Consider the following 20,159-nt stretch of genomic DNA (forward strand, 5'->3'; position numbering starts at 1 on the left):
TCATGAAACTGCTGGGCCTGTGTGGCAGTCTGCGCGCGCGGTCCTACAGCGCGGGTTTGTTGCGCGCCGCGGCCGCGTCGGCTCCGGACGGGGCCTCGCTGGCCCTGTTCGAACGCGAAGGCCAGTTACCTTTGTTCAATCCCGACCTGGAAACTCAGGCGCCCGACGTCGTCGTGGCGCTGTGGGATGCGGTCACCGCGGCCGACGCGATCGTGATCGTCAGTCCCGAATATGCGCACGGCCCGACCGGCACGATCAAAAACGCGCTGGACTGGTTGGTCGGCCATCCGCCGTTCGCCTACAAACCGGTGGCGCTGTTCAATCCCGCATTCCAGTCGTATCACGCTGACGAGGCGCTCAAGGAAACCCTGCGCACGATGTCGGCCGATCTGATCGACGACGCCTGCGTGCGCATCCCGGTGATCGGTTCGGGCGTGGCTTCGGATCAGATCGCCGGCGCGCCGGCCTTCGCCAGCGCGCTGGATGCTGCATGGCGCGAGATCCTCGCGCATGTGCGCGCTGCGCAGCGGCTTCAGCGTGCACTGGGGGAAAGCGCGCGCTGAAGCACGTTCTGGCGCATGCGGCGGGAGCGATCGCATACGAGGTGCCGGCTTGCGCGCCAGCGAGGCACAATGCCGGCGAATCCGCTTAGCAGAGCCGTTCGCCCCTCATGCTCATCCCTCGCGCCGATCTGTGTCTGGGCCTGTTAGCCGGCGGCCGCGCGTCGCGGCTGGGCGGCATCGACAAGGCCTGGCTACGGCGCGACGGCGAAGCGCAGGTGCTGCGTCTGGCGCGCGCCTATGCGCCGCGGGTCGCGCAGGTCCTGGTCAGCGCCAATCGCGATCCGCAGCGCTATGCCGCCAACGGTCTGCGCGCCATCGGTGACGCTACGCCCGATTTAGGCCCGCTCGGCGGACTCCACGCCCTGGCCTCGGCCTGCGCCACGCCCTGGTTATTCACGCTGCCGGTGGACGCGGTGAACCTGGACGAAAACCTGCTGCCGGCGCTGATCGCCACGCAGGCCGGGCAGGGCGCCTACGCGATCGACGACGACGGCGTGCAGCCGCTGTTCGCGCTGTGGCCGGTCGAACCGCTGCGAGCGGCGCTCGCCGAAGCGCTGCAACGCCGCGCACTGGCGGTGCGCGCGCTGCAGGCCGCACTCGGCATGACCGCGCTGCGCCTGGATGGCCTACGCTTCGGCAATCTCAACACGCCCGAGGATCTGGCCGCGGCCGGCTTCATCGCCGATCCGGATCCGTGACGCCCACATTCACCCGTTGCGCGCCGCGCGACCGCAGAGCGATACGCCCATGACCGATTTCCCGACCGGCCTGTTGTTCGACGAGGCGATGACGATCCTCGCGCAAGTCGCCGCCGAGCACCGGCTCAACGCCGAAACCCTGTCCTTGCCGCGCTGCCACGGCCGCGTGCTGGCCCAGGACGTGGACGCGCCGCTGTCGCTGCCGCCGTTCGACAACAGCGCCATGGACGGCTTCGCCCTGCGCCAGGCCGATCTGGACGGCGAGCACACCGCGTTGAACCTGATCGGCGAACAGTTCGCCGGCGTCGCCGCGGGCCTGAGCCTGGGCGCCGGCCAATGCGTGCGCATCACCACCGGCGCGCCGATGCCGGCCGGCGCCGACACCGTCGCGATCAAGGAAAACGTGCGCATCGACGGCGACCGGGTGATCGTGCCTGCGCTGGCGCGCGGCCAGAACGTGCGTTACGCCGGCGAGGACGTGGGCGAGGGCGAGCGCGTGCTGCGCGCCGGGCAGGTGCTGACGCCGGCACGCGTATCGCTGGCCGCGTCGATGGGACTGGCCTCGCTGAGCGTGCGGCGGCGGCCGACGGTGGCGGTATTCACCAGCGGCGATGAACTGGTCGAACCGGGCATGCCGCTGGCGCCGGGGCAGATCTACGACAGCAATCGCGATCTGCTGATGGGCCTGCTGCGCGCCGACGGCCTGGAGCCGACCGCGTGGCCGCGTCTGCCCGACGACGCCAAACAAGTCGAGATCGCGCTGCGCGACGCGGCCTGCGCCTTCGATCTGGTGTTCACCTGCGGCGCGGTCTCGGCCGGCGAAAAAGACCATATCCCGGCGGTGCTGCGCGAATTCGGCCGCATCCATTTTTGGAAAGTGAAGATGCGCCCGGGCATGCCGCTGTTGTTCGCCAGCATGGATCAGGCGCGCATGCTCGGCCTGCCGGGCAATCCGGTGTCGGTGATGGCGACTTACCTGAGTTTCGGCCGCGCCTTGATCGACGGTCTGCAGGGCCGCGCCGAGCCGCGCACGGTATTGCGCGCGCGGCTGGTCGGGTCGATCGAGAAGACCCATCCGCGCCGCGAGTTCATCCGCGCGCGCCTGCTCAGCGACGACGACGGCGTGCTGCGGGTGGACCCGAATCCGGCGACCGGCTCGCACCGGCTGCGCGCGGCGGCCGATTCGGATGCGCTGATGGTGGTGCCGGAAGGGCCGCAGCGCCTGGGCGAGGGGACGGTGATGGATGTGTTGCCTTATGCGCTTGGGTGAGGTGCCGCGTTTGCGAGCCACTGGCTCGCGCGGCACCGAACGCCCGAACGCTATGCGTTCGGGCCGGGGGATGAGGGGCGTCGCGCGCCCCAACGCAACACAGCATCGCGCCCCATGCCCGCCGCCGCTCCCGCCACAGGCGATAATCCCCGCATGAGCATCGAATCCATTTCCCCGGCGCAGGCGCGCCGGCGGCAACAGGCCGGCGCGATCCTGATCGATGTGCGCGAAGCGCACGAGCGCGCCGCCGGCCACGCCGAACACGCGCGGGGCATCGCCAAGGACGTCCTGGAAGCCGACCCGCACGCGAGCCTGCCCGACCACGAAGCCGACATCCTCCTGATCTGCCAATCCGGCGCGCGTTCGCTGCGCGCCGCGCAGACCCTGCTCGACGCCGGCTATGCCCGCGTGGCCTCGGTCGAAGGCGGCACCACGCGCTGGCTCGCCGAAGGCCTGCCGATGACGGTGCCGCAACAGTCCGAGGACGAACGCGACTTCCACGACCGCTATTCGCGCCATCTGCGCCTGCCCGAGGTCGGCGAAGCCGGCCAGCGCAAGCTGCAGGCCGCGCGCGTGGCGATGGTCGGCGCCGGCGGTCTGGGCTCGCCGGCCGCGTTTTATCTGGCCGCGGCCGGCATCGGCACACTGGTGCTGGCCGACGACGACGTGGTCGATCGCAGCAACCTGCAGCGGCAGATCCTGCACACCGAGGCCCGCATCGGCGTGTCCAAGGTCGAATCGGCGCGGATCGCGCTGGCGGCGCTCAATCCGCGGGTGAAGGTCGAGACCTTCGCCGAGCGCATCGGCTCGGACAATGTCGAGCGCCTGATCGGCGCGGCCGACGTGGTCTTCGACGGCGCGGACAATTTCCCGGTGCGCTATCTGCTCAACGATGCCTGCGTGAAGCTCAGCAAGCCGCTGGTGTACGGCGCGATCCATCGCTTCGAGGGCCAGGTCAGCGTGTTCGACGCCGGTCGCCATCGCGGCGTATGTCCGTGTTACCGCTGCCTGTTTCCGGAACCGCCGCCGCCGGAAGCCGCGCCCAATTGCGCCGAGGCCGGCGTGCTTGGGGTGCTGCCGGGCGTGGTCGGGCTGATCCAGGCGACCGAGGTGATCAAGCTGATCCTGGGCCTGGGCGAATCGCTGGCCGGGCGCTTGCTGCACTTCGACGCGCTGGGCATGCGATTCCGCGAGACCCGGCTGCGGCCGGACCCGGAGTGCCCGCTGTGCGCGGCTGGGCGCGAGTTTCCGGGGTATATCGACTATCAGGCGTTCTGCGCGGCGCAGTGATGGCTGCGGGTTCGCGTAACACGAGAGAGATCGGATGATGGCGAAACCTTCGATTGGAGATGCCGGCGCGGGCCGTAGCGATGCGAGCGTGATTGACGGGAATCGCTTCGCTGGCCGACGTGAGCGAACGTCGTTCGTGCTCGCCGTCGCCGGGTTGTTCGCGTTGAGTTTGTACGCGTTCCGCAGCGAGGCCGTCGAAGCGCCGAGCGCGATGACGCGTCTGGCCGAACTCAGCGCGCAGCGCGTGCTGCTGGCCGATACGGTCGCGGCGAGCAAGCGTCAGTCGGGCAAGCCGGTCGAGGATGCGGCGCGTGAGCAGTCGCAACTGGAACAACTCGGCGCGCAGGCCGCCGCGCGAGGTTTGGCGCGCGAACAGGCCACGGCGTTCTTCAAGGCGCAGATCGAGGCGAACAAGTTGGTGCAGTACCGTTTGCTGGCGCAGCCGTCGCGCAAGCCGGCCGCGGCGATCGATCTGGGGCCGGTGCGGCAGCGGCTGGATGGGATCAATGCGGAGTTGCTGGACGCGCTGGCGCCGGCCTTGGCGGAAGCGAAAGAAGAAGGTTGCGTCGTGCGTGCTGATGAAGCGCAGCGGCAAGCGGCGCGGCGGCATCGGCTCGACGATCTGCACCGCATCGCGTTGACGCGCGCGTTCGGCGATTTGTGCGCGATGCCTTGAACTCGGCGGTGGTGGGATTGCCCCATCGCTCCCGCAAGCGCATAAGCCGATTCAATTAAAGCGCGATCGAATCGCGAGGTCTGTTGTGGGAGGGGCTTCAGCCCCGATGCTTTTCGGTCAGTCGCCTTGGATCAGTGCAATCTGATCGAACCATCGGGGCTGAAGCCCCTCCCACAATAGACTTCGCAAGTTCGCGCCCGGGGTTGCCAGGTCGCGCCTGGTAACGCGACCTGAGCTTGCGGATCGTCATCGAATTCCAGACTGCAAACTCTCGAAACTCCGACTCCCGACTCCCGACTCCCGACTCCCGAATCCCGAATCCCGAATCCCGAATCCCGAATCCCGAATCCCGAATCCCGAATCCCGAATCCCGAATCCCGAATCCCGAATCCCGAATCCCGAATCCCGAATCAGGCCGCCGCCACCGCCTCGATCTCGATCATCCAGCCTTCCTCGTACAACTCGGCGATGATCACTGTCAGCGCCGGCGTGTGCTTGCCGAGGATTTCATGGCGGATTTCGTAGTTGCGCTGGCGCAGGCGGCGCTCGGTGAGGTAGGTCGTGACCTTGACCAGATTGCTGAAGTCCATGCCGGCCTGCTTGAGCTGCTGCTCGACGTTGGCCCAGGCGCGCCGGCATTGGCCGTCGAAGTCCTTCGGCAGGACGCATTTCTCGCATTGCGGCAATTGGCCGCTGATGAACAACAAGCGCTGGAAACCGCTGATCTCGTGCGCTTGGGCATACGAAACTTCGGTGGGCTGGATCGCGTTGCGTTCCATGATTGCGCCTTCGTGGTTGTACCGCGTTGGAAAGTGAGCGGCGAGGGCGAAAGCGCGGCCGGGCACTGTCCCGGCCATGGCTGTCGAGGGCTCGCGCTCGCCGTTTCGCTCAGTCGATGAACTCCTTCAATGCCTGACCGTACTCCGGATACAGAGCGATGTTGTGATGGTCCGCGCCTTTCAGCTGGACCACGTCAACGCCTTGCGGACGGGTCTGCAGCGAATGGATCAGACGGGTGGTGTTGGCCGGCGGGATCACGTCGTCGGCGGTCGCGCGCACGACCAGGATCGGGCCGAAATAGCCGCGCAGATTGGCGACGGAGTCGTAGCGGTCACGCACCAGCCAGCGCGTGGGCAGCCAGCGGTAATGCGCCTGCGCGGTTTCGCTGAGGCTGTCGAACGGGGTCACCAGCGCCAGCCGCTGAACCGGACGCTTGCCGGCCACGAAACTGGCCACGCCGCTGCCCAGGCTGCGGCCGATCACCGCGATCGGCTGGCCGGGATGCTCGCGCGCGACCTGGTCGAAGATCGCCAGTCCGTCGGCGACCAGCGCCGCTTCCTCCGGCGCGCCGTCGCTGGCGCCGAAGCCGCGGTACGACAGCAGGTAGATGGTGCGATCGGGAAACCACTGCGCCAGGGTCTCGCGCATGTTCTCGATGCGCTCGGCGTTGCCGCCGAAATAGATCAGGGCCTTCTCGCGCCCGGCGTTGAGGCGCCAGCCGCGCAGGACGATGTCGCCGCGCGCGATGGTGTAGTCGGTCATGTCCACGCCCAGGCGCGTGCCCTGGGGGAAATACATGAGCTCGCGTTGCTTGAAGTACATCCAGCCGCAGATGCTCAGATATCCGGCGGCGGCGACGCCGGCCAATGCAGCCAACGATTGAAGCATTCGGGGATTACGTGCCATCGATGCGGAAGCCTTCCTAGCGATGCGGAGGACGCGCGGTCTGCGGCCGCAGACGGCCGCCGGCGCGGTGTGCGATTACCGCGACGATAACCCGCCGCGACGATGCCCGCCAGCGCAGCGTTTGCATGACAGCGCGACACGATCACGCGACTTGCACGGACAATGGCTAGGCTGGCCGCAGGCGGGCTCATCCAGTCGTGCCAGCAACCCTGCGTTCGCCGATGTCGCGGACGCATCGCCCTGCGGAGATCGCCGATGTCGCACAAGTTCGCCCTCGCTTTGCTGATCCTGGCCGCGTTGTGCGCGCCGTCCGGCGCCGCCCGCGCCGCCGACCCCTGTCCGGCGCTGCGGGCGCAGGGCGGGGCGGCCGATACCGCGACCCGCATCGCCGCCGCGGCCTGCCTGGAAAACCTGCAGTGGTTCCGGCCCTTCATCGACACGCAGGGCCGCCTGGCCAGCGCCAGCGTGAGCGAAGCGGAAACCTCGCGCCTGGAAGACGGCGCCACCGAAACCTGGCGCCGCACCGCCAGCTATTGGCGCGACACCGGCCTGCTGCAGCGCATGGGCGGCTTCGCCGGCGCCGAGCAGTGCTTCGATCCCTACGGCAGCGGTTATTCCACCGTAGCCTGCCGCGCGTTCCTGATCGACAACCCGTGGTCGGCCGCGTTCGTGTCCTACGTGATGATGAAGGCCGGCGTGCGCGGCTTCCGGCCTTCGGCCAGCCATTACGACTACGTGCGCGACGCCTACCGGGCGCAGGACCAGAGCCCGTTCCTGTACCTGGACCCGGCCAGTTCGACCGCCGCGCCCGGCGATCTGTTGTGCGCGGTGCGCTCCAGCAACCGCGTATACGGCTACCAGGGGCTGATCGCCGCGCTCGACGGCGGCAACGGCGGGCTCAACATGCATTGCGACATCGTGGTCGGGGTCAATCCCAACAACGACGGCAAGGCGTATCTGATCGGCGGCAACGTCCAGCAGGGTGCGACGATGCGGCTGATGGCGGTCAACCGCAACAACCAGTTCTGGCCGCTGCCGCTGCGCAGCGAGACCCAGGTCGAGTGCTCGCCCGACACCGTCGCCGCCTGCGACATGAACAAACTCGACTGGGCGGTGTTGCTGAAGCTCAAGCCCGAGGCCACGCTGGCCCAGCTGGCGCCGCCGACGCCGTTGTTCGCGCCGCAGCAGGCGCCGGCCTCGGCGCAGCCGTCGGGTTGCTGCGTGCAGTGCGTGCTGGGGTCGAACGTGCCGCGTTGTCCGAATCCGAATGCGCCGGGGATAAAACCGCAGACGCAGGACTGATCGTGGCCTTCGCGGTCGCGCCGCGATGATCGGGCGGCCGCTCAGCCGTGGTGTTTCTGCGCCGCCTCGAACGCCGCCAACTGCTCCGGCGTCGCGTCCTTCTGGAACTGGGCCTTCCATTCGCCGAACGGCATGCCGTAGACGGCTTCGCGCGCCTCGTCCTTGCTCATGCCGATGCCGCGCGCCTGCGCCGCTTCGCGGTACCAGTCGGCCAGGCAGTTGCGGCAGAAGCCGGCCAGGATCATCAGGTCGATGTTCTGCACGTCGCTGCGCTCGTGCATCAGGTGCGCGAGCAGGCGGCGGAACGCGGCGGCCTGCACGGCGATGGTTTCGTGATCGGCCGGGGCGTGGTCCGAAGTCGGGTCGGGAAGGCTCATGACGGGGCTCGCGATGCGATTAGGGGGCGGGATCGGCGAAAATCGCGCGAACGAATGGGGGATAATGCGCGGCCACGACTTTACCGCAGAGCCTTCGACCCCGCATGACGCCCGCATCGCACCCGGCCCGCATTCTCGACGGCAAGCGCATCGCCGAGGACCTGCTCGACAACCTCAAGGCCCAGATCGACGCGCGCGTCGCCGCCGGCCTGTCGCGGCCCGGGCTGGCGGTGGTGCTGGTCGGCGCCGATCCGGCCTCGGCCGTGTACGTGCGCAACAAGCGCCGCGCCGCGCAGAAGATCGGCATCCGCGCGATCGACTACGACCTGCCGGCCGACACCGGCAACGATGAACTGCTGGCCCTGATCGACCGGCTCAACGCCGATCCCGATGTCCACGGCATCCTGGTGCAGTTGCCGCTGCCGGACCGGCGCGACGCGACCGCGCTGATCCACCGCATCGACCCGAAGAAGGACGTGGACGGCTTCCATCCGGAAAACGTCGGCCATCTGGTGCTGCGCCAGTTCGGCCTGCGCCCGTGCACGCCGCGCGGCATCACCATGCTGCTGGGCTACACCGACCGGCCGGTGCGCGGGCAGAGCGCGACCATCGTCGGTGTCAGCAACCACGTCGGCCGGCCGATGGCGCTGGAGCTGATGATCGCCGGCTGCACGGTCACCAGCTGCCACAAATTCACCCCGCCGGCGGTGCTGGAAGCCTCGGTGCGCGGCGCCGACATCCTGGTGGTGGCGGCCGGCCGCCCGGGCCTGATCCCGGGCGAATGGGTCAAGCCGGGGGCGGTGGTGATCGACGTCGGCATCAACCGCCTGGACGACGGCCGTCTGGTCGGCGACATCGGTTTCGAAGCCGCGGCCCAGCGCGCCAGCTGGATCACCCCGGTGCCGGGCGGGGTCGGGCCGATGACGGTCGCGACCTTGATGCAGAACACGCTGGAAGCGGCCGAGGCGGCGGATCGGGGCTGAGGGGCTGGAGCAGGCGGCCACGGTCGCGCGTCGCTTCTTGGCTCGTCATTCCCGCGAACGCGGGAATCCAGTGACTTTAGCCGGCACTTTCCCGACCCGCGTCCGGCAGGACTTCAAGCGTTCTCGCACGAAAGGCCCTGGATTCCCGCGTTCGCGGGAATGACGAGCATAAAAAACCGCGGGGTCGGTTATCCCAAAGCCCGGCTTAATACCCTGCGAAAAGCCGCAAACAGAACGCCCCTTTCCGTCCGCAACCCCAGCGCCGGACCCCGGGTTCGGGTTAGAATGGCGCGCTTCATCCTCCCGGGCCCGCCCATGCTGCGCATCCAGGCTGAAGCGCTTACTTACGACGATGTCTCTCTCGTCCCCGCGCATTCGATCGTCCTGCCTAAGGACGTAAACCTCTCCACCCGCCTGACCCGCGACCTGTCGATCCGCCTGCCGATCCTGTCGGCCGCGATGGACACCGTCAGCGAAGCCCGCCTCGCCATCGCGCTGGCCCAGCTCGGCGGCATCAGCATCCTGCACAAGAACATGAGCCTGGAAGCCCAGGCCGCGCAGGTCGCCAAGGTCAAGAAATTCGAGGCCGGGGTGATCCGCGAACCGTTCACGGTGGGGCCGGAAACGACCATCGGCGAAGTGCTCAAGCTCACCCGCGCGCGCAACATCTCCGGCGTGCCGGTGGTCGATGGCGGCCAGCTGGTCGGCATCGTCACCAGCCGCGACATGCGCTTTGAGACCAAGCTCGACGATCCGGTCCGCCACATCATGACCAAGCGCGATCGCCTGGTCACCGTGCGCGAAGGCGCCAGCGACGATGAAGTCGTGCAGCTGCTGCACAAGCACCGCATCGAAAAGATCCTGGTGGTCAACGACGGCTTCGAGCTGCGCGGCCTGATCACGGTCAAGGACATCCAGAAGAAATCCGACAACCCCAACGCCGCCAAGGACAGCGCCGAGCGCTTGCTGGTCGGCGCCGCGGTCGGCGTCGGCGGCGACACCGAGGCGCGCGTGGAAGCGCTCGCCGCGGCCGGCGTGGACGTGATCGTGGTCGATACCGCGCACGGCCATTCGCAGGGCGTGCTCGACCGGGTGAAGTGGGTCAAGACGCGCTTCCCGCAATTGCAGGTGATCGGCGGCAACATCGTCACCGGCGAAGCGGCGTTGGCGCTGATGGATCACGGCGCCGATGCGGTCAAGGTCGGCGTCGGCCCGGGTTCGATCTGCACCACCCGCGTGGTCGCCGGCGTCGGCGTGCCGCAGGTGACGGCGGTGGCGATGGTGGCCGAGGCGCTGCAGGATCGCATCCCGCTGATCGCAGACGGCGGCATCCGCTATTCGGGCGATATCGGCAAGGCGCTGGTCGCCGGCGCGTCCACGGTCATGGTCGGCGGCCTGTTCGCCGGCACCGAGGAAGCGCCGGGCGAAATCGAACTGTTCCAGGGCCGCAGCTACAAGAGCTATCGCGGCATGGGCAGCATCGGCGCGATGGAGCAGGGCTCCAAGGACCGTTATTTCCAGGACGCTTCCGACGCCGACAAGCTGGTGCCCGAGGGCATCGAAGGCCGCGTGCCGTATCGCGGCTCGCTCAGCGGCGTGGTCCACCAGCTCGCCGGCGGCCTGCGCGCCACCATGGGCTACGTGGGCTGCGCGACCATCGAGGACATGCGCAAGAAGCCCAGCTTCGTGCGCATCACCAACGCCGGCTCGCGCGAAAGCCATGTGCACGATGTGCAGATCACGAAAGAACCGCCGAACTATCGCGCCGGCTAACGCCGGCGCGCGGGATTCGTGATTTGGGATTCGGGATTCGGCAAAGCCGAACCCGTCCCGAATCCCGGCGTTCCGCCTTTACCGAATCTCGAATTCCGAATCCCCAATCCCGGCCCCCATGACCGACATCCATAGCGACAAGATCCTGATCCTCGACTTCGGTGCGCAGTACACGCAGTTGATCGCGCGGCGTATCCGCGAACTCGGTGTGTATTGCGAAATCTGGGCCTGGGACCACGATCCGGCGGAAATCGCCGCCTACGGCGCCAAGGGCATCATCCTGTCGGGCGGTCCGGAATCGACCACCGAGCACGGCTCGCCGCGCGCGCCGCAGCAGGTGTTCGACGCCGGCCTGCCGATCCTGGGCATCTGCTACGGCATGCAGACCATGGCCAAGCAGCTCGGCGGCGAGACCGAAGCGGCGGATCAGCGCGAGTTCGGCCACGCCGAAGTGTCGCTGGTAGCGCACGACCGCCTGTTCGACGGCTTGAAGGATCACCCCGGCTCGCCGCCGCGCCTGGACGTGTGGATGAGCCATGGCGACCACGTGTCGAAGGCGCCGGAGGGTTTCGTCGTCACCGCCAAGACCGACCGCATCCCGGTCGCCGCCTTCGCCAACGACGCGCGCGGCTGGTACGGCGTGCAGTTCCATCCGGAAGTCACCCACACCAAGCAGGGCCAGACCCTGCTGCGCCGCTTCGTGGTCGATATCTGCGGCTGCCAGACGCTGTGGACCGCCGCGCACATCATCGACGACCAAATCGCGCGCGTGCGCGAGCAGGTCGGCAGCGACGAAGTGATCCTCGGCCTGTCCGGTGGCGTCGATTCCTCGGTGGTCGCAGCGCTCCTGCACAAGGCGATCGGCGATCAGCTGACCTGCGTGTTCGTCGACACCGGCCTGTTGCGCTATAACGAAGGCGACCAGGTGATGGCGATGTTCGCCGAGCACATGGGCGTCAAGGTCGTGCGCGTCAACGCCGCCGACCGCTACTTCGAAAAGCTCGCCGGCGTCAGCGATCCGGAAGCCAAGCGCAAGATCATCGGCAACCTGTTCGTCGAAATCTTCGACGAGGAATCGCAGAAGCTCGCCAACGCCAAGTGGCTGGCGCAGGGCACGATCTACCCGGACGTGATCGAGTCGGCCGGCAGCAAGACCGGCAAGGCGCACGTCATCAAGAGCCACCACAACGTCGGCGGCCTGCCCGAGCACATGAAGCTCGGCCTGGTCGAGCCCCTGCGCGAGTTGTTCAAGGACGAAGTGCGGCGCCTGGGTGTCGAGCTCGGCCTGCCGCGCGAGATGGTCTACCGCCATCCGTTCCCGGGCCCGGGCCTGGGCGTGCGCATCCTCGGCGAGGTCAAGCGCGAATACGCGCAACTGCTGGCCCAGGCCGATCACATCTACATCGACGAACTGCGCAAGGCCGGCCTGTACGACAAGACCAGTCAGGCCTTCGCGGTGTTCCTGCCGGTCAAGTCGGTCGGCGTGGTCGGCGACGCGCGCGCCTACGAGTGGGTGATCGCGTTGCGCGCGGTGGAAACCATCGACTTCATGACCGCGCATTGGGCGCATCTGCCGTACGAGTTCCTCGGCACGGTGTCCAACCGCATCATCAACGAACTGCGCGGGGTTTCGCGCGTGGTCTACGACATCAGCGGCAAGCCGCCGGCTACGATCGAGTGGGAATGAGGCAAGCGCGCGCGGCGCGTTGAGCGAAGCGATACCGACCGCCTGCGCATTTGGTGCGCAGGCGGTTTGCGTTTGTGGGGATGTGAATTGAAATCTGCCGGCATGTCGCGCTGTCGATGTCGCGGCCCGAAGACGCGTGGCCGCTGATAGAGCGAGCGCATCGCAATCCGCGATCGCCACCGCGATGGCGCACGCTGCCGCAGCGTTGAGCAGGCGATCGGCTTCGCACTGAGGCGACGGACGCCGGATGTGTGATAGCTAACGCGTTTTCGCCCGCATCCGGCGACTAGGGTTCGTTTACCCCCGCGCACCGAAAACCGTCGCCACCGGTACAAGGATGTTCGAAAGGGATGGACGAGCTCGTCATCGTCAGCCTGTTTCCGCCGTCGGCCCGTCGGCCCGCCGGCCGTCGCGCCGCGGCCGTCGCCGCGCCCGTGCCGCGATCGTTTCCGGCTTGGCGCCAACCGCGCGCATCGCTCTGTTCGCAACCCCGAATCCCAACGGCGACGTTCGCGTTCGCGAACGCCGGCAATCGCCGGTCGCGCCGCATCGCACAAGCAACACGAGCCGCGGACGGAGTCGCGGCGAATCGCGCTGGACGGCGTCCGCCGCCGGCGTTCGAGACGGCCGGGAAAGGACGCTCCCGGTTGTCCCTCATCAATGGAGAGGACGATGAATAGGAAGCCCCGTATCAAGCTGCTGATGGCGTGCTGCGCGTTCGCGATCGGCCTGGGCATCAGTCTTACCGCGTTCGCGCGGCCGTGCTGCAGCAGTTGCAATCCGGACGATCCGGATTCGCGTTGCTGGGCCATCTGCTCGCCGGACTGCTGAGCCGGCAGCGGGGAAGGGGCGGGCGACCGCCTCTTCTCCCGGCGCATCTACCGGTCCCCAATTAGGACCGATTCTGTCCGCAACACCCCGTAGCCTGATCTCAAGCCGGCCCGCCGCCGGCCTTCGCGACGCCCGGCGGCGATCTTCGTCGCGGCCGTCGCCGTCTTGTCGATTCGCGCCGTCCCGATTCGTCGTCTCAGACAAGGGCGGCCGAATCCGCGCGATGCGCAAGCGGAATTTGCGCCGTCCGACATCGACCAGGAGCAATGCCATGTCGAGAACTCTGCCGGTAGCCGCGGCCCTGCTGGCTCTGCCGCATCTGCTGGCGATAGCCGCGTCGCGCAATGAGCCGGCCGCGCGTCCGCGTGCCATGGCGACCCCGCCGGACATCGTCTGCGTGGCGGTGGCGCCGCGCGACAAGGCCGTCGTGCGCGGCGCGGGGGCGGCGGCGCCGCGTTATCTGCAGCGCTGACAGCGCCACCGCGGGACAGGCCTGCGCCGCACGCGCCGCCAGCGTCAGCGCCCGGGCCAGACCTGCAAGGCGGTGCGCAAGACTTCGTGCAGTTGCGCCGCGCTGGCGCCGTCGCGCGCCTGGATCGACAGGCCTTGCACCACCGTGGCGAGGAATTTCGCCAACGCGGCCGCATCGGCGCCGGCATCGACATCGCCTTCGCGCTGGCCGCGTTCGATGCGGGCGCGAAAGCCGGCTTCGATCGACAAACGGTGCGCGCTCAATTCCTCGCGCAGATGCGCGGCCGCGTTGCCGCCGCCGACATCGGCGGCGATCAGCATGCAGCCCGAAGGTTGTCCGCAGCCGCTGAATCCGTTCGCGATGGCTGCGAACAAACGCTCGAACGCCTCGCGCGCGGTCACTTCCGGCGCTTGCAGAGTGGCAGCGTGGTTGCAGCGGAACTGCTGCAGATAGCGCCCGATCGCCTCGCGGAACAACTGCTCCTTGCTGCCGAAGGCGGCGTACAGGCTGGGCGGGGCGATGCCCATCGCCGCGGTCAGGTCGTTCAAGGACGTGGCCTCGAAGCCCTGGCGCCAGAACAGCTGCATGGCCGTTTCCAGCGCCTGCTCGCGGTCGAACGCGCGCGGCCGCCCGCGTGGCCGCGAGGGCTTTTTCGCGGGCGCGTCTTCGCCGCCGGCGGCTTCCGGATTCGCAACGCCTATTTCCATAGCGATCGATAATAAATTCATTGACCGGCTCCGGGCAAGCGCTCAGACTCGCGCTCGGCCAGCGCCGCCGGCGCCGGTCCGCGCTGCCTCGACCGGCCGCGTCCTTCTGTTTCCCCGCCACGAAAACAGGATTCCCCATGAGCCTTTCGCTCTACGACGTCTCCGTCCCGGCCTTCAGCCGCGGCCTGGACGTGCTGTCCCATCTGCTCGACAAAGGCGTGGCCTACGCCGACGAACAAGGCCTGGACCATTCGGTGCTGATCGCCGGCCGCCTGGCGCCGGACATGTACACGCTGATCGGGCAGGTGCAATCGGCCAGCGACGCGGCCAAGTTCGGCGCCGCGCGCCTGGCCGCGATTACGCCGCCGAGCTTTCCCGACACCGAAACCAGCGTGGACGAACTGCGTTCGCGCATCCTCAAGACGCAGGATTTCCTGCGCAGCGTGTCGCCGGAGAGCATGGAAGGCGACGAAGAGCGCGAGATCGTGATCCGCCCAGGCGGCCGCGAACTCACGTTCACCGCGCGCGACTACCTGCGCGGCTTCGTCCTGCCGAACTTCTACTTCCACCTGACCACCGCCTACGGAATCCTGCGCAACCAGGGCGTGCCGCTGGGCAAGATGGACTACCTGCGCGGCTTCTGAGTCCGCGCCGGCCCCGCGCACCGCAGCCGCGCGCTGCGGATGCGCGCGCCGGGCCAGTGGACGATAATCGCGTCCGACGCCGTGCCTTCGCCGCGGCCGGACCCGCGCGACGCCCGTGAGCGAACAAGCCGACATCGACGAATACTGGATGCGCCGCGCGCTGGATCTGGCCGAGCGCGCCGAGCGCGAGCACGACGAGATTCCAGTCGGCGCGCTGCTGGTATCGGCCGCCGGCGAGCTGCTGGGCGAGGGCTGGAACCAGAACATCGGCAGCTTTGATCCCAGCGCCCACGCCGAAATCGTGGCCTTGCGCGAAGGCGGGCAGCGCCTGGGCAATCACCGCCTGCTCGGCACGACCCTGTACGTGACCCTGGAGCCGTGCGCGATGTGCGCGATGGCGGTAGTGCATGCGCGCGTCGCGCGCGTGGTGTTCGGCGCCCGCGATCCCAAGACCGGCGCCGCCGGCAGTGTGTTCGATCTGTTGACCGATCCGCGGCATAACCATCGTGTGACGGTGTTGGGTGGGGTGCTGGGCGAAGAGGCGGGGGCGCGGCTGACGGCTTATTTCCGGCGCAAGCGGGGCAAGCCGGGGTAATTCAGAGCTGGAGTTTGTTCGAAAATCTCGAAAAAACAGGTCCGTCATTCCCGCGAAGGCGGGCTCCGCTTTACTTCGGCGGAGCCAAGCGTCCAGAGACTTCAGCACCATCCCTCCAGACCGTCATTCCCGCGAACGCGAGAATCCGGAGACTTCAGCGTCATCCTTCCAGACCGTCATTCCCGCGAACGCGGGAATCCAGGGACTTCAGCGCCATTCCCCCAAACCGTCATTCCCGCGAAGGCGGGAATCCAGGGGCTTCAGCGCCATTCTTCCAGACCGTCATTCCCGCGAACGCGGGAATCCAGCGACTTCAAACGTTCTCGCACGAAAGCCCCTGGATTCCCGCGTTCGCGGGAATGACGAGCAAAAGCTGATGCTCGACACTCGACGTGGAAACTTCGAACACGCTCACGCCGCCGAGTCTCGACGCAAGTCAGATGTCACCACCCGTGGAAACTCAACGCAACGCGTCGAGCGCCTTGCGCGCATCCTCAATAAAACGCCGCGCCTCTTCCGGCGAATTCAGATTCGTCGCCAACTGCGCGATCACCTGCTGCGGCGTGCTGAGCGTTTCGAACGCCTCGTCGCACAGCATCCCCGCGATCGGCCCCAGATAGTTCACCGCCGCCTGCTCGATCGCATCGCGCACACGCCGGTCCACCCGCACCGGCGATGCCGCCGGCGTGGGCGTCGGCAGGCGCCGCGCCGCCAGGTCTTGTTCGAAGCCGCCCAGCAGCCATTGCATCGAGCTCTCGCTCAAGGCCGCCTTGGCCGAGGCCGGCGAGTCGCCGGACTGGAAGCGCAGCTTGGCCGAGGCGACCATCGCCAGGCGCTGCACCGCCTCGTCGTTGCGCATCATGCGGAACAGCACTTCCTGCACCTGTCCGCCGTTCAAGCGGATGATGCAGGAGTGGTTTTCCTCGGTGACGATGAACAAAAAGCCGGAGGCGCGTTTTTGCACCAACGTCCTCAGCTCGCGCAGGACCTCGATCAGCGGTCGGAAATCGTTGGACATGAAGAGGTCTACCTCGCGTCGCCGCGCCTGGTCGGAATACTGCGGCTCAGCGTTGCTTGCTGAGCCGTTCCATCGCTACCCGGACACTGTAGGACAGACGTGAGATCGCACGGGCCAGCTTGCCGATTTCGTCCTTGAGGTCGGCCTCGACAATGGTGTGATTCCACTTGCCGACGCTGAGCTCCTCGGCCACCGCGGTCAGGCGCTGGATCGGGCGCAGCACGCGATTCATGATCAGGCTCCATTGCAGGCCCAGCAGCAGCGCGCAGACCATCAGGCCGATGCCGCCGATCCACAGCGACTGCCGCAGGATCACCCGGTTGACGTCGCTCTTGGGATAGGCCGTGACCAGGTTGAAGCCCCAGCCGGGGACTTCCTGCTGGGTAACCACCCAGTCCTGCGGCATGTCGCGCACGACCCGCTCGACTTCCTTCGGATCGATGGTGGCGCCGGTCTTGGACTGGAAGCGCAGCTTGTCCTTGCCGTCGAACACGGCGATGAAGCCGGACTCGAGCACGTGGCTGTCGCTGACCACCTGGTTCAGGGCCTGCAGGTCGGTCTTGTAGCCGACGTACCAGATGCCGACCGGGTGCTGATCGTCCAGGCCGGCGAAAATCGGCTCATAGCCGGTCACGTACGGATTGCCGAGGATGTCCACCACGCCGTAGAAACTCTGCGCCTTGCGGATCTGCGCGATCGCCTGGCCCTGCGGGTCGAGCACGGTGCCGACGGCGCGGCTGCCGTCTTCTTTCTTGACGTTGGTGGCGATGCGCACGAAGTCGTCGCCGGCGCGCGAGAAAATGGTGGCCGTGCCTTCGGCGATGGAGGTGACCGAATCGACCAAGGTGTAGTTGTTCGCCTGCGGCACGCCGCCGAAGAACAGGTCGTTGGTCAGGCGCCCGTCGATCCGGATCTGCGGGCCGACGCTGGTGGTGCCGACGCGATCGGCCTCATGGCGCAGCAGGCGCATCGAACTGTGTACGCGGTCGAGCATGACCGAGCGGGTGACCGCGAACAGGCTCTGCAGCGCGACGGTCTGGCCGTCGATCACGCGGCCGGCATTGGCGCGCACGCGGTTGGCTTCGGTGACGGCCAGGATGATCGTGAGCGCGGCGACCACGACCAGGACCAGGGCCAACACCGGCAGCAGCAGGCGCACCCGCAACGAGTGACGAAGCATCGCATTCTCCCCGAACGCAATTAATAGAAAATGTAATCAAGGCGTCGCCGCATGAGCACGTCTGCGCCGGTGATGCGGACGCAGTGGCTTCCTTCCCGTCATGCTTAAGCGAATGCGACTTGTGGCGGTACGATAACTTATCGATCCGGTGGTCGCAGCCTTTTACTGTGCGCAAATCAGCTGGATTTCTCGATCTCGCAAGCGATCAGTTGGGCGGCTGATAGGGGTGGGAATGTATCTCGTAGTGAATGGTGATGTATTCGAAGTGCCAGTTATTACGTGACGCGGTAAGGGTTGTTATGGCTTATTTTATTGGGCGCGATATTCGGGCGATGAGCCCGGAGCGGCGCGGCGCAAAGGTTTCGTCACGGTCCGTGGCGCAATCGTAGTGGCTTGCGTTATCCGGTGTTGTGACAAAAATGCAAGATCGGACAGGCGTCTCATCACGAGCTGTCGCCAAGCTGTCGAACGCGGATTCGGATTAGTACGAAAGTAGTAGGACTTAGGGCGGATTCGCCGCGCGCTGGCGCCGCGGTTCACGAAACCATTCGGCTCTGCGCGCGAATGCCGCGCACCGGATGCGGTTCGCGGTTGCGCCTCATGGGCGGTGTTCGCGTTCGCGGATATACCGCGCCGGTAGCGCGGTAATCGCGATCAGTCGGATTTTTTCTTGCGACCGTTGTCGCGATCGAATTCCCGTTTCACTTCGGCATCCAGCATGCTCACGCTCATGCGCGCCTCGCGGCCCATGTTGATGCAGGCGGCCAATACCAGCAGCACGCCGCACATGGCCAGCGCGGTCGGCACGCCGGTGATGCGGTAGTCGGTGAACTGGTCGATGCCGATCGACAGGCTGGTGGCGACGAAGGCGGTCATCGCGCCGTACAGCAATTGCAGGCAGGTCAGAATCAGGCGCACCCGCCGCCGGTGCAGGATGATGCGCGCTTCGAGAAACTGGCGGGCGTGATCGTCCACGGTGTCTTCCAGCGTCGCCAGTTGCTGGCGCATGCGATCGACCACGCGCGCCAGGCGGTTGTTGGACGACACCAGCAGCGATGCGGTCGCGGTCAGGAAAAACGCCGGCGTGATCATCGCCGAGACCACGGTGTAGTGCGAATTCAATTGGACCAGGTCGGCCATGACGGGCTCCGTCTTCGTTGCGGCGCGCTTTCGCCGGCGGCGCTTCCACGTTCGATGATGCGGCAAAGCATGCGGGTCAGCGTGGCCCGGGTTGCCGCGCTCGCAGTTTCAGTCGTGCTTTTCCTGGGGCGGCTTGGCCCAGCGTTTCATCGCGCTGATATGGCCGTGATCCATTTCCTCGTTGACCGCCTCCACCGCGAGCGAGGACTCGCGCGCCAGCAGCAGGCTGGCGGCGAACATCGACAGCACGCCGAACGCGGCCAGCACGGTCGGGATGACGCCGAGCCGGTAACCCAGCACCGCGTCGCCGGCCACCGTCAGACTGGTGCAGACGAAGAAGCTGATCGCGGTGTAGAGCAACTGGCTGCCGCGCAGGATGATGCGGCTGCGTTTCTTCTGCCGCAGGATGTGGCGCTCGATCAGGTCGCGCTCCTCCGGGTCGTCGGCCTCGGCCAGTTCCTTGATCAACACCCGGGCGCGGTCGATGACCCGGGCGAGGCGGTTGTTGGCCGACAGCAGCAGCGAGGCGGTCGCGGTCAGGAAGAACGCGGGCGCCAGCATCGCGGTCAGGATCGCGTAGTGGGCGAAGGTGACGTTCTGGTTCATTGCGGTGCGGCGGGCTCGGGCGGGGGCTGTGGGCTATCATGCCGCGACATGGACATGACGGCGAGGCTATGACGGACAAGACTGGGCACGAGCACCGGCTGATCTGGATCGATCTGGAGATGACCGGCCTGGATACCGACCGCGATTCGATCCTGGAAATCGCCACCGTCGTCACCGACGCGCAGCTCAACCTGCTGGCGCAGGGCCCCGAGCTGGCCATCGCCCATCCGCTGGAGCGCCTGGGCGCGATGGACGAATGGAATCGCAACCAGCACGGCAAGTCCGGGCTGTGGAAGCGGGTGCTGGAGCAGGGCGTGCCGATGGAAGAGGCCGAAACGCGCACGCTGGACTTCCTGGCCCAGTGGGTCCCGGCCAACACCTCGCCGATCTGCGGCAATTCGATCTGCCAGGACCGCCGCTTCCTGCACCGCTGCATGCCGCGGCTGGAGAAGTACTTCCACTACCGCAACCTGGACGTCAGCACGCTCAAGGAACTCGCGCGCCGCTGGGCGCCGGACGTGCTGGCCGGGTTCAGCAAGGAAAGCAAGCACACCGCGCTGAGCGACGTGATGGATTCCATCGCCGAGCTCAAGCATTACCGCGCGGCGATGGGGAAGCTGGGCGGGGTGGGGTAAGCGCGCCGGCGCCGCTCGTTCGCTGC

General features: G+C 67.2%; 22 protein-coding genes. 14 read left to right on the top strand and 8 right to left on the bottom strand.

The window, feature by feature from the left end; genetic code table 11:
- The first annotated feature begins 2 nt into the window (after nucleotides 1-2).
- The 5 genes from AB4Y92_RS08520 (at nucleotide 3) to aroQ (ending at nucleotide 4,497) form a co-directional block, all read left to right on the top strand.
- Nucleotides 3-563, top strand: coding sequence for an NADPH-dependent FMN reductase (locus AB4Y92_RS08520; RefSeq protein ID WP_441819221.1), 561 nt, complete (start codon nucleotides 3-5; stop codon nucleotides 561-563).
- Between the two features lie 107 nt (nucleotides 564-670).
- A complete protein-coding gene (gene mobA, locus AB4Y92_RS08525) occupies nucleotides 671-1,261 on the top strand; it encodes a molybdenum cofactor guanylyltransferase (RefSeq protein ID WP_441819222.1) in 591 nt (196 codons plus the stop codon).
- Between the two features lie 49 nt (nucleotides 1,262-1,310).
- Nucleotides 1,311-2,531: a molybdopterin molybdotransferase MoeA gene (locus AB4Y92_RS08530; protein ID WP_441819223.1), complete on the top strand. Its 1,221-nt coding sequence runs from the start codon at nucleotides 1,311-1,313 to the stop codon at nucleotides 2,529-2,531.
- Nucleotides 2,532-2,684: 153 nt separating this feature from the next.
- Nucleotides 2,685-3,821 (top strand): molybdopterin-synthase adenylyltransferase MoeB, encoded by a 1,137-nt coding sequence (moeB, locus tag AB4Y92_RS08535; protein ID WP_441819224.1) that lies wholly within the window; start codon nucleotides 2,685-2,687, stop codon nucleotides 3,819-3,821.
- 136 nt (nucleotides 3,822-3,957) lie between these two features.
- Nucleotides 3,958-4,497, top strand: a complete 540-nt coding sequence (gene aroQ, locus AB4Y92_RS08540; RefSeq protein WP_441819225.1) for a gamma subclass chorismate mutase AroQ — start codon at nucleotides 3,958-3,960, stop codon at nucleotides 4,495-4,497.
- 410 nt (nucleotides 4,498-4,907) lie between these two features.
- Here the strand turns inward: aroQ and AB4Y92_RS08545 are convergent, their stop codons facing one another.
- Together AB4Y92_RS08545 and AB4Y92_RS08550 are read right to left on the bottom strand one after the other, a co-directional pair.
- The gene (locus tag AB4Y92_RS08545; protein ID WP_235114476.1) at nucleotides 4,908-5,276 is read right to left on the bottom strand and encodes a RidA family protein; all 369 of its coding nucleotides are present in this window, start codon (nucleotides 5,274-5,276) and stop codon (nucleotides 4,908-4,910) included.
- Nucleotides 5,277-5,385: 109 nt separating this feature from the next.
- Nucleotides 5,386-6,165: an alpha/beta hydrolase gene (locus tag AB4Y92_RS08550; RefSeq protein WP_441819226.1), complete on the bottom strand. Its 780-nt coding sequence runs from the start codon at nucleotides 6,163-6,165 to the stop codon at nucleotides 5,386-5,388.
- A gap of 273 nt (nucleotides 6,166-6,438) precedes the next feature.
- Between AB4Y92_RS08550 and AB4Y92_RS08555 the strand changes: the two genes are divergently transcribed.
- The gene (locus AB4Y92_RS08555; RefSeq protein WP_441819227.1) at nucleotides 6,439-7,485 is read left to right on the top strand and encodes a DUF2272 domain-containing protein; all 1,047 of its coding nucleotides are present in this window, start codon (nucleotides 6,439-6,441) and stop codon (nucleotides 7,483-7,485) included.
- Nucleotides 7,486-7,526: 41 nt separating this feature from the next.
- On the opposite strand, the gene AB4Y92_RS08560 is transcribed toward AB4Y92_RS08555, so the two are convergent.
- Nucleotides 7,527-7,862, bottom strand: a complete 336-nt coding sequence (locus AB4Y92_RS08560; RefSeq protein WP_441819228.1) for a DUF1244 domain-containing protein — start codon at nucleotides 7,860-7,862, stop codon at nucleotides 7,527-7,529.
- Nucleotides 7,863-7,966: 104 nt separating this feature from the next.
- On the opposite strand from AB4Y92_RS08560, the gene folD reads away from it, so the two are divergent.
- The 5 genes from folD to AB4Y92_RS08585 all read left to right on the top strand — a co-directional run bounded on the left by folD (nucleotide 7,967) and on the right by AB4Y92_RS08585 (nucleotide 13,608).
- Nucleotides 7,967-8,845: a bifunctional methylenetetrahydrofolate dehydrogenase/methenyltetrahydrofolate cyclohydrolase FolD gene (gene folD / locus AB4Y92_RS08565; RefSeq protein WP_057943219.1), complete on the top strand. Its 879-nt coding sequence runs from the start codon at nucleotides 7,967-7,969 to the stop codon at nucleotides 8,843-8,845.
- Nucleotides 8,846-9,160: 315 nt separating this feature from the next.
- Entirely contained in the window at nucleotides 9,161-10,618 is a 1,458-nt protein-coding gene (gene guaB / locus AB4Y92_RS08570; RefSeq protein WP_441819229.1) for an IMP dehydrogenase, read from the top strand.
- Between the two features lie 118 nt (nucleotides 10,619-10,736).
- Complete coding sequence (gene guaA, locus AB4Y92_RS08575) at nucleotides 10,737-12,305, top strand: glutamine-hydrolyzing GMP synthase (protein ID WP_057943218.1); 1,569 nt, start codon at nucleotides 10,737-10,739, stop codon at nucleotides 12,303-12,305.
- Nucleotides 12,306-12,977: 672 nt separating this feature from the next.
- The gene (locus AB4Y92_RS08580; RefSeq protein ID WP_441819230.1) at nucleotides 12,978-13,136 is read left to right on the top strand and encodes a hypothetical protein; all 159 of its coding nucleotides are present in this window, start codon (nucleotides 12,978-12,980) and stop codon (nucleotides 13,134-13,136) included.
- 271 nt (nucleotides 13,137-13,407) lie between these two features.
- Nucleotides 13,408-13,608 carry a hypothetical protein gene (locus AB4Y92_RS08585; protein WP_441819231.1) on the top strand — a complete coding sequence of 67 codons (201 nt, stop codon included), beginning with the start codon at nucleotides 13,408-13,410 and terminating at the stop codon, nucleotides 13,606-13,608.
- A gap of 44 nt (nucleotides 13,609-13,652) precedes the next feature.
- Here the strand turns inward: AB4Y92_RS08585 and AB4Y92_RS08590 are convergent, their stop codons facing one another.
- The gene (locus AB4Y92_RS08590) at nucleotides 13,653-14,336 is read right to left on the bottom strand and encodes a TetR/AcrR family transcriptional regulator (protein ID WP_441819232.1); all 684 of its coding nucleotides are present in this window, start codon (nucleotides 14,334-14,336) and stop codon (nucleotides 13,653-13,655) included.
- 116 nt (nucleotides 14,337-14,452) lie between these two features.
- Between AB4Y92_RS08590 and AB4Y92_RS08595 the strand changes: the two genes are divergently transcribed.
- Both AB4Y92_RS08595 and tadA read left to right on the top strand, forming a co-directional pair.
- Nucleotides 14,453-14,959, top strand: a complete 507-nt coding sequence (locus AB4Y92_RS08595; RefSeq protein ID WP_441819233.1) for a DUF1993 domain-containing protein — start codon at nucleotides 14,453-14,455, stop codon at nucleotides 14,957-14,959.
- 115 nt (nucleotides 14,960-15,074) lie between these two features.
- Nucleotides 15,075-15,554: a tRNA adenosine(34) deaminase TadA gene (gene tadA / locus AB4Y92_RS08600; RefSeq protein ID WP_441819234.1), complete on the top strand. Its 480-nt coding sequence runs from the start codon at nucleotides 15,075-15,077 to the stop codon at nucleotides 15,552-15,554.
- A gap of 460 nt (nucleotides 15,555-16,014) precedes the next feature.
- Here tadA and AB4Y92_RS08605 read toward each other — a convergent pair whose 3' ends face one another.
- From AB4Y92_RS08605 to AB4Y92_RS08620, 4 genes are all read right to left on the bottom strand, one after another.
- Nucleotides 16,015-16,572, bottom strand: a complete 558-nt coding sequence (locus tag AB4Y92_RS08605) for a hypothetical protein (protein ID WP_441819235.1) — start codon at nucleotides 16,570-16,572, stop codon at nucleotides 16,015-16,017.
- Between the two features lie 46 nt (nucleotides 16,573-16,618).
- Nucleotides 16,619-17,752: a Cache 3/Cache 2 fusion domain-containing protein gene (locus AB4Y92_RS08610; RefSeq protein WP_441819236.1), complete on the bottom strand. Its 1,134-nt coding sequence runs from the start codon at nucleotides 17,750-17,752 to the stop codon at nucleotides 16,619-16,621.
- A 654-nt stretch (nucleotides 17,753-18,406) separates the two neighbouring features.
- Nucleotides 18,407-18,892, bottom strand: coding sequence for a DUF2721 domain-containing protein (locus tag AB4Y92_RS08615; RefSeq protein WP_057943213.1), 486 nt, complete (start codon nucleotides 18,890-18,892; stop codon nucleotides 18,407-18,409).
- Nucleotides 18,893-19,000: 108 nt separating this feature from the next.
- A complete protein-coding gene (locus tag AB4Y92_RS08620) occupies nucleotides 19,001-19,498 on the bottom strand; it encodes a DUF2721 domain-containing protein (RefSeq protein ID WP_441819237.1) in 498 nt (165 codons plus the stop codon).
- A 68-nt stretch (nucleotides 19,499-19,566) separates the two neighbouring features.
- Between AB4Y92_RS08620 and orn the strand changes: the two genes are divergently transcribed.
- Entirely contained in the window at nucleotides 19,567-20,133 is a 567-nt protein-coding gene (gene orn, locus AB4Y92_RS08625) for an oligoribonuclease (protein WP_441819238.1), read from the top strand.
- Nucleotides 20,134-20,159 lie beyond the last annotated feature (26 nt).

It is taken from the genome of Lysobacter sp. TAB13, from assembly GCF_052113885.1.
GTDB lineage: Bacteria > Pseudomonadota > Gammaproteobacteria > Xanthomonadales > Xanthomonadaceae > Lysobacter > Lysobacter gummosus.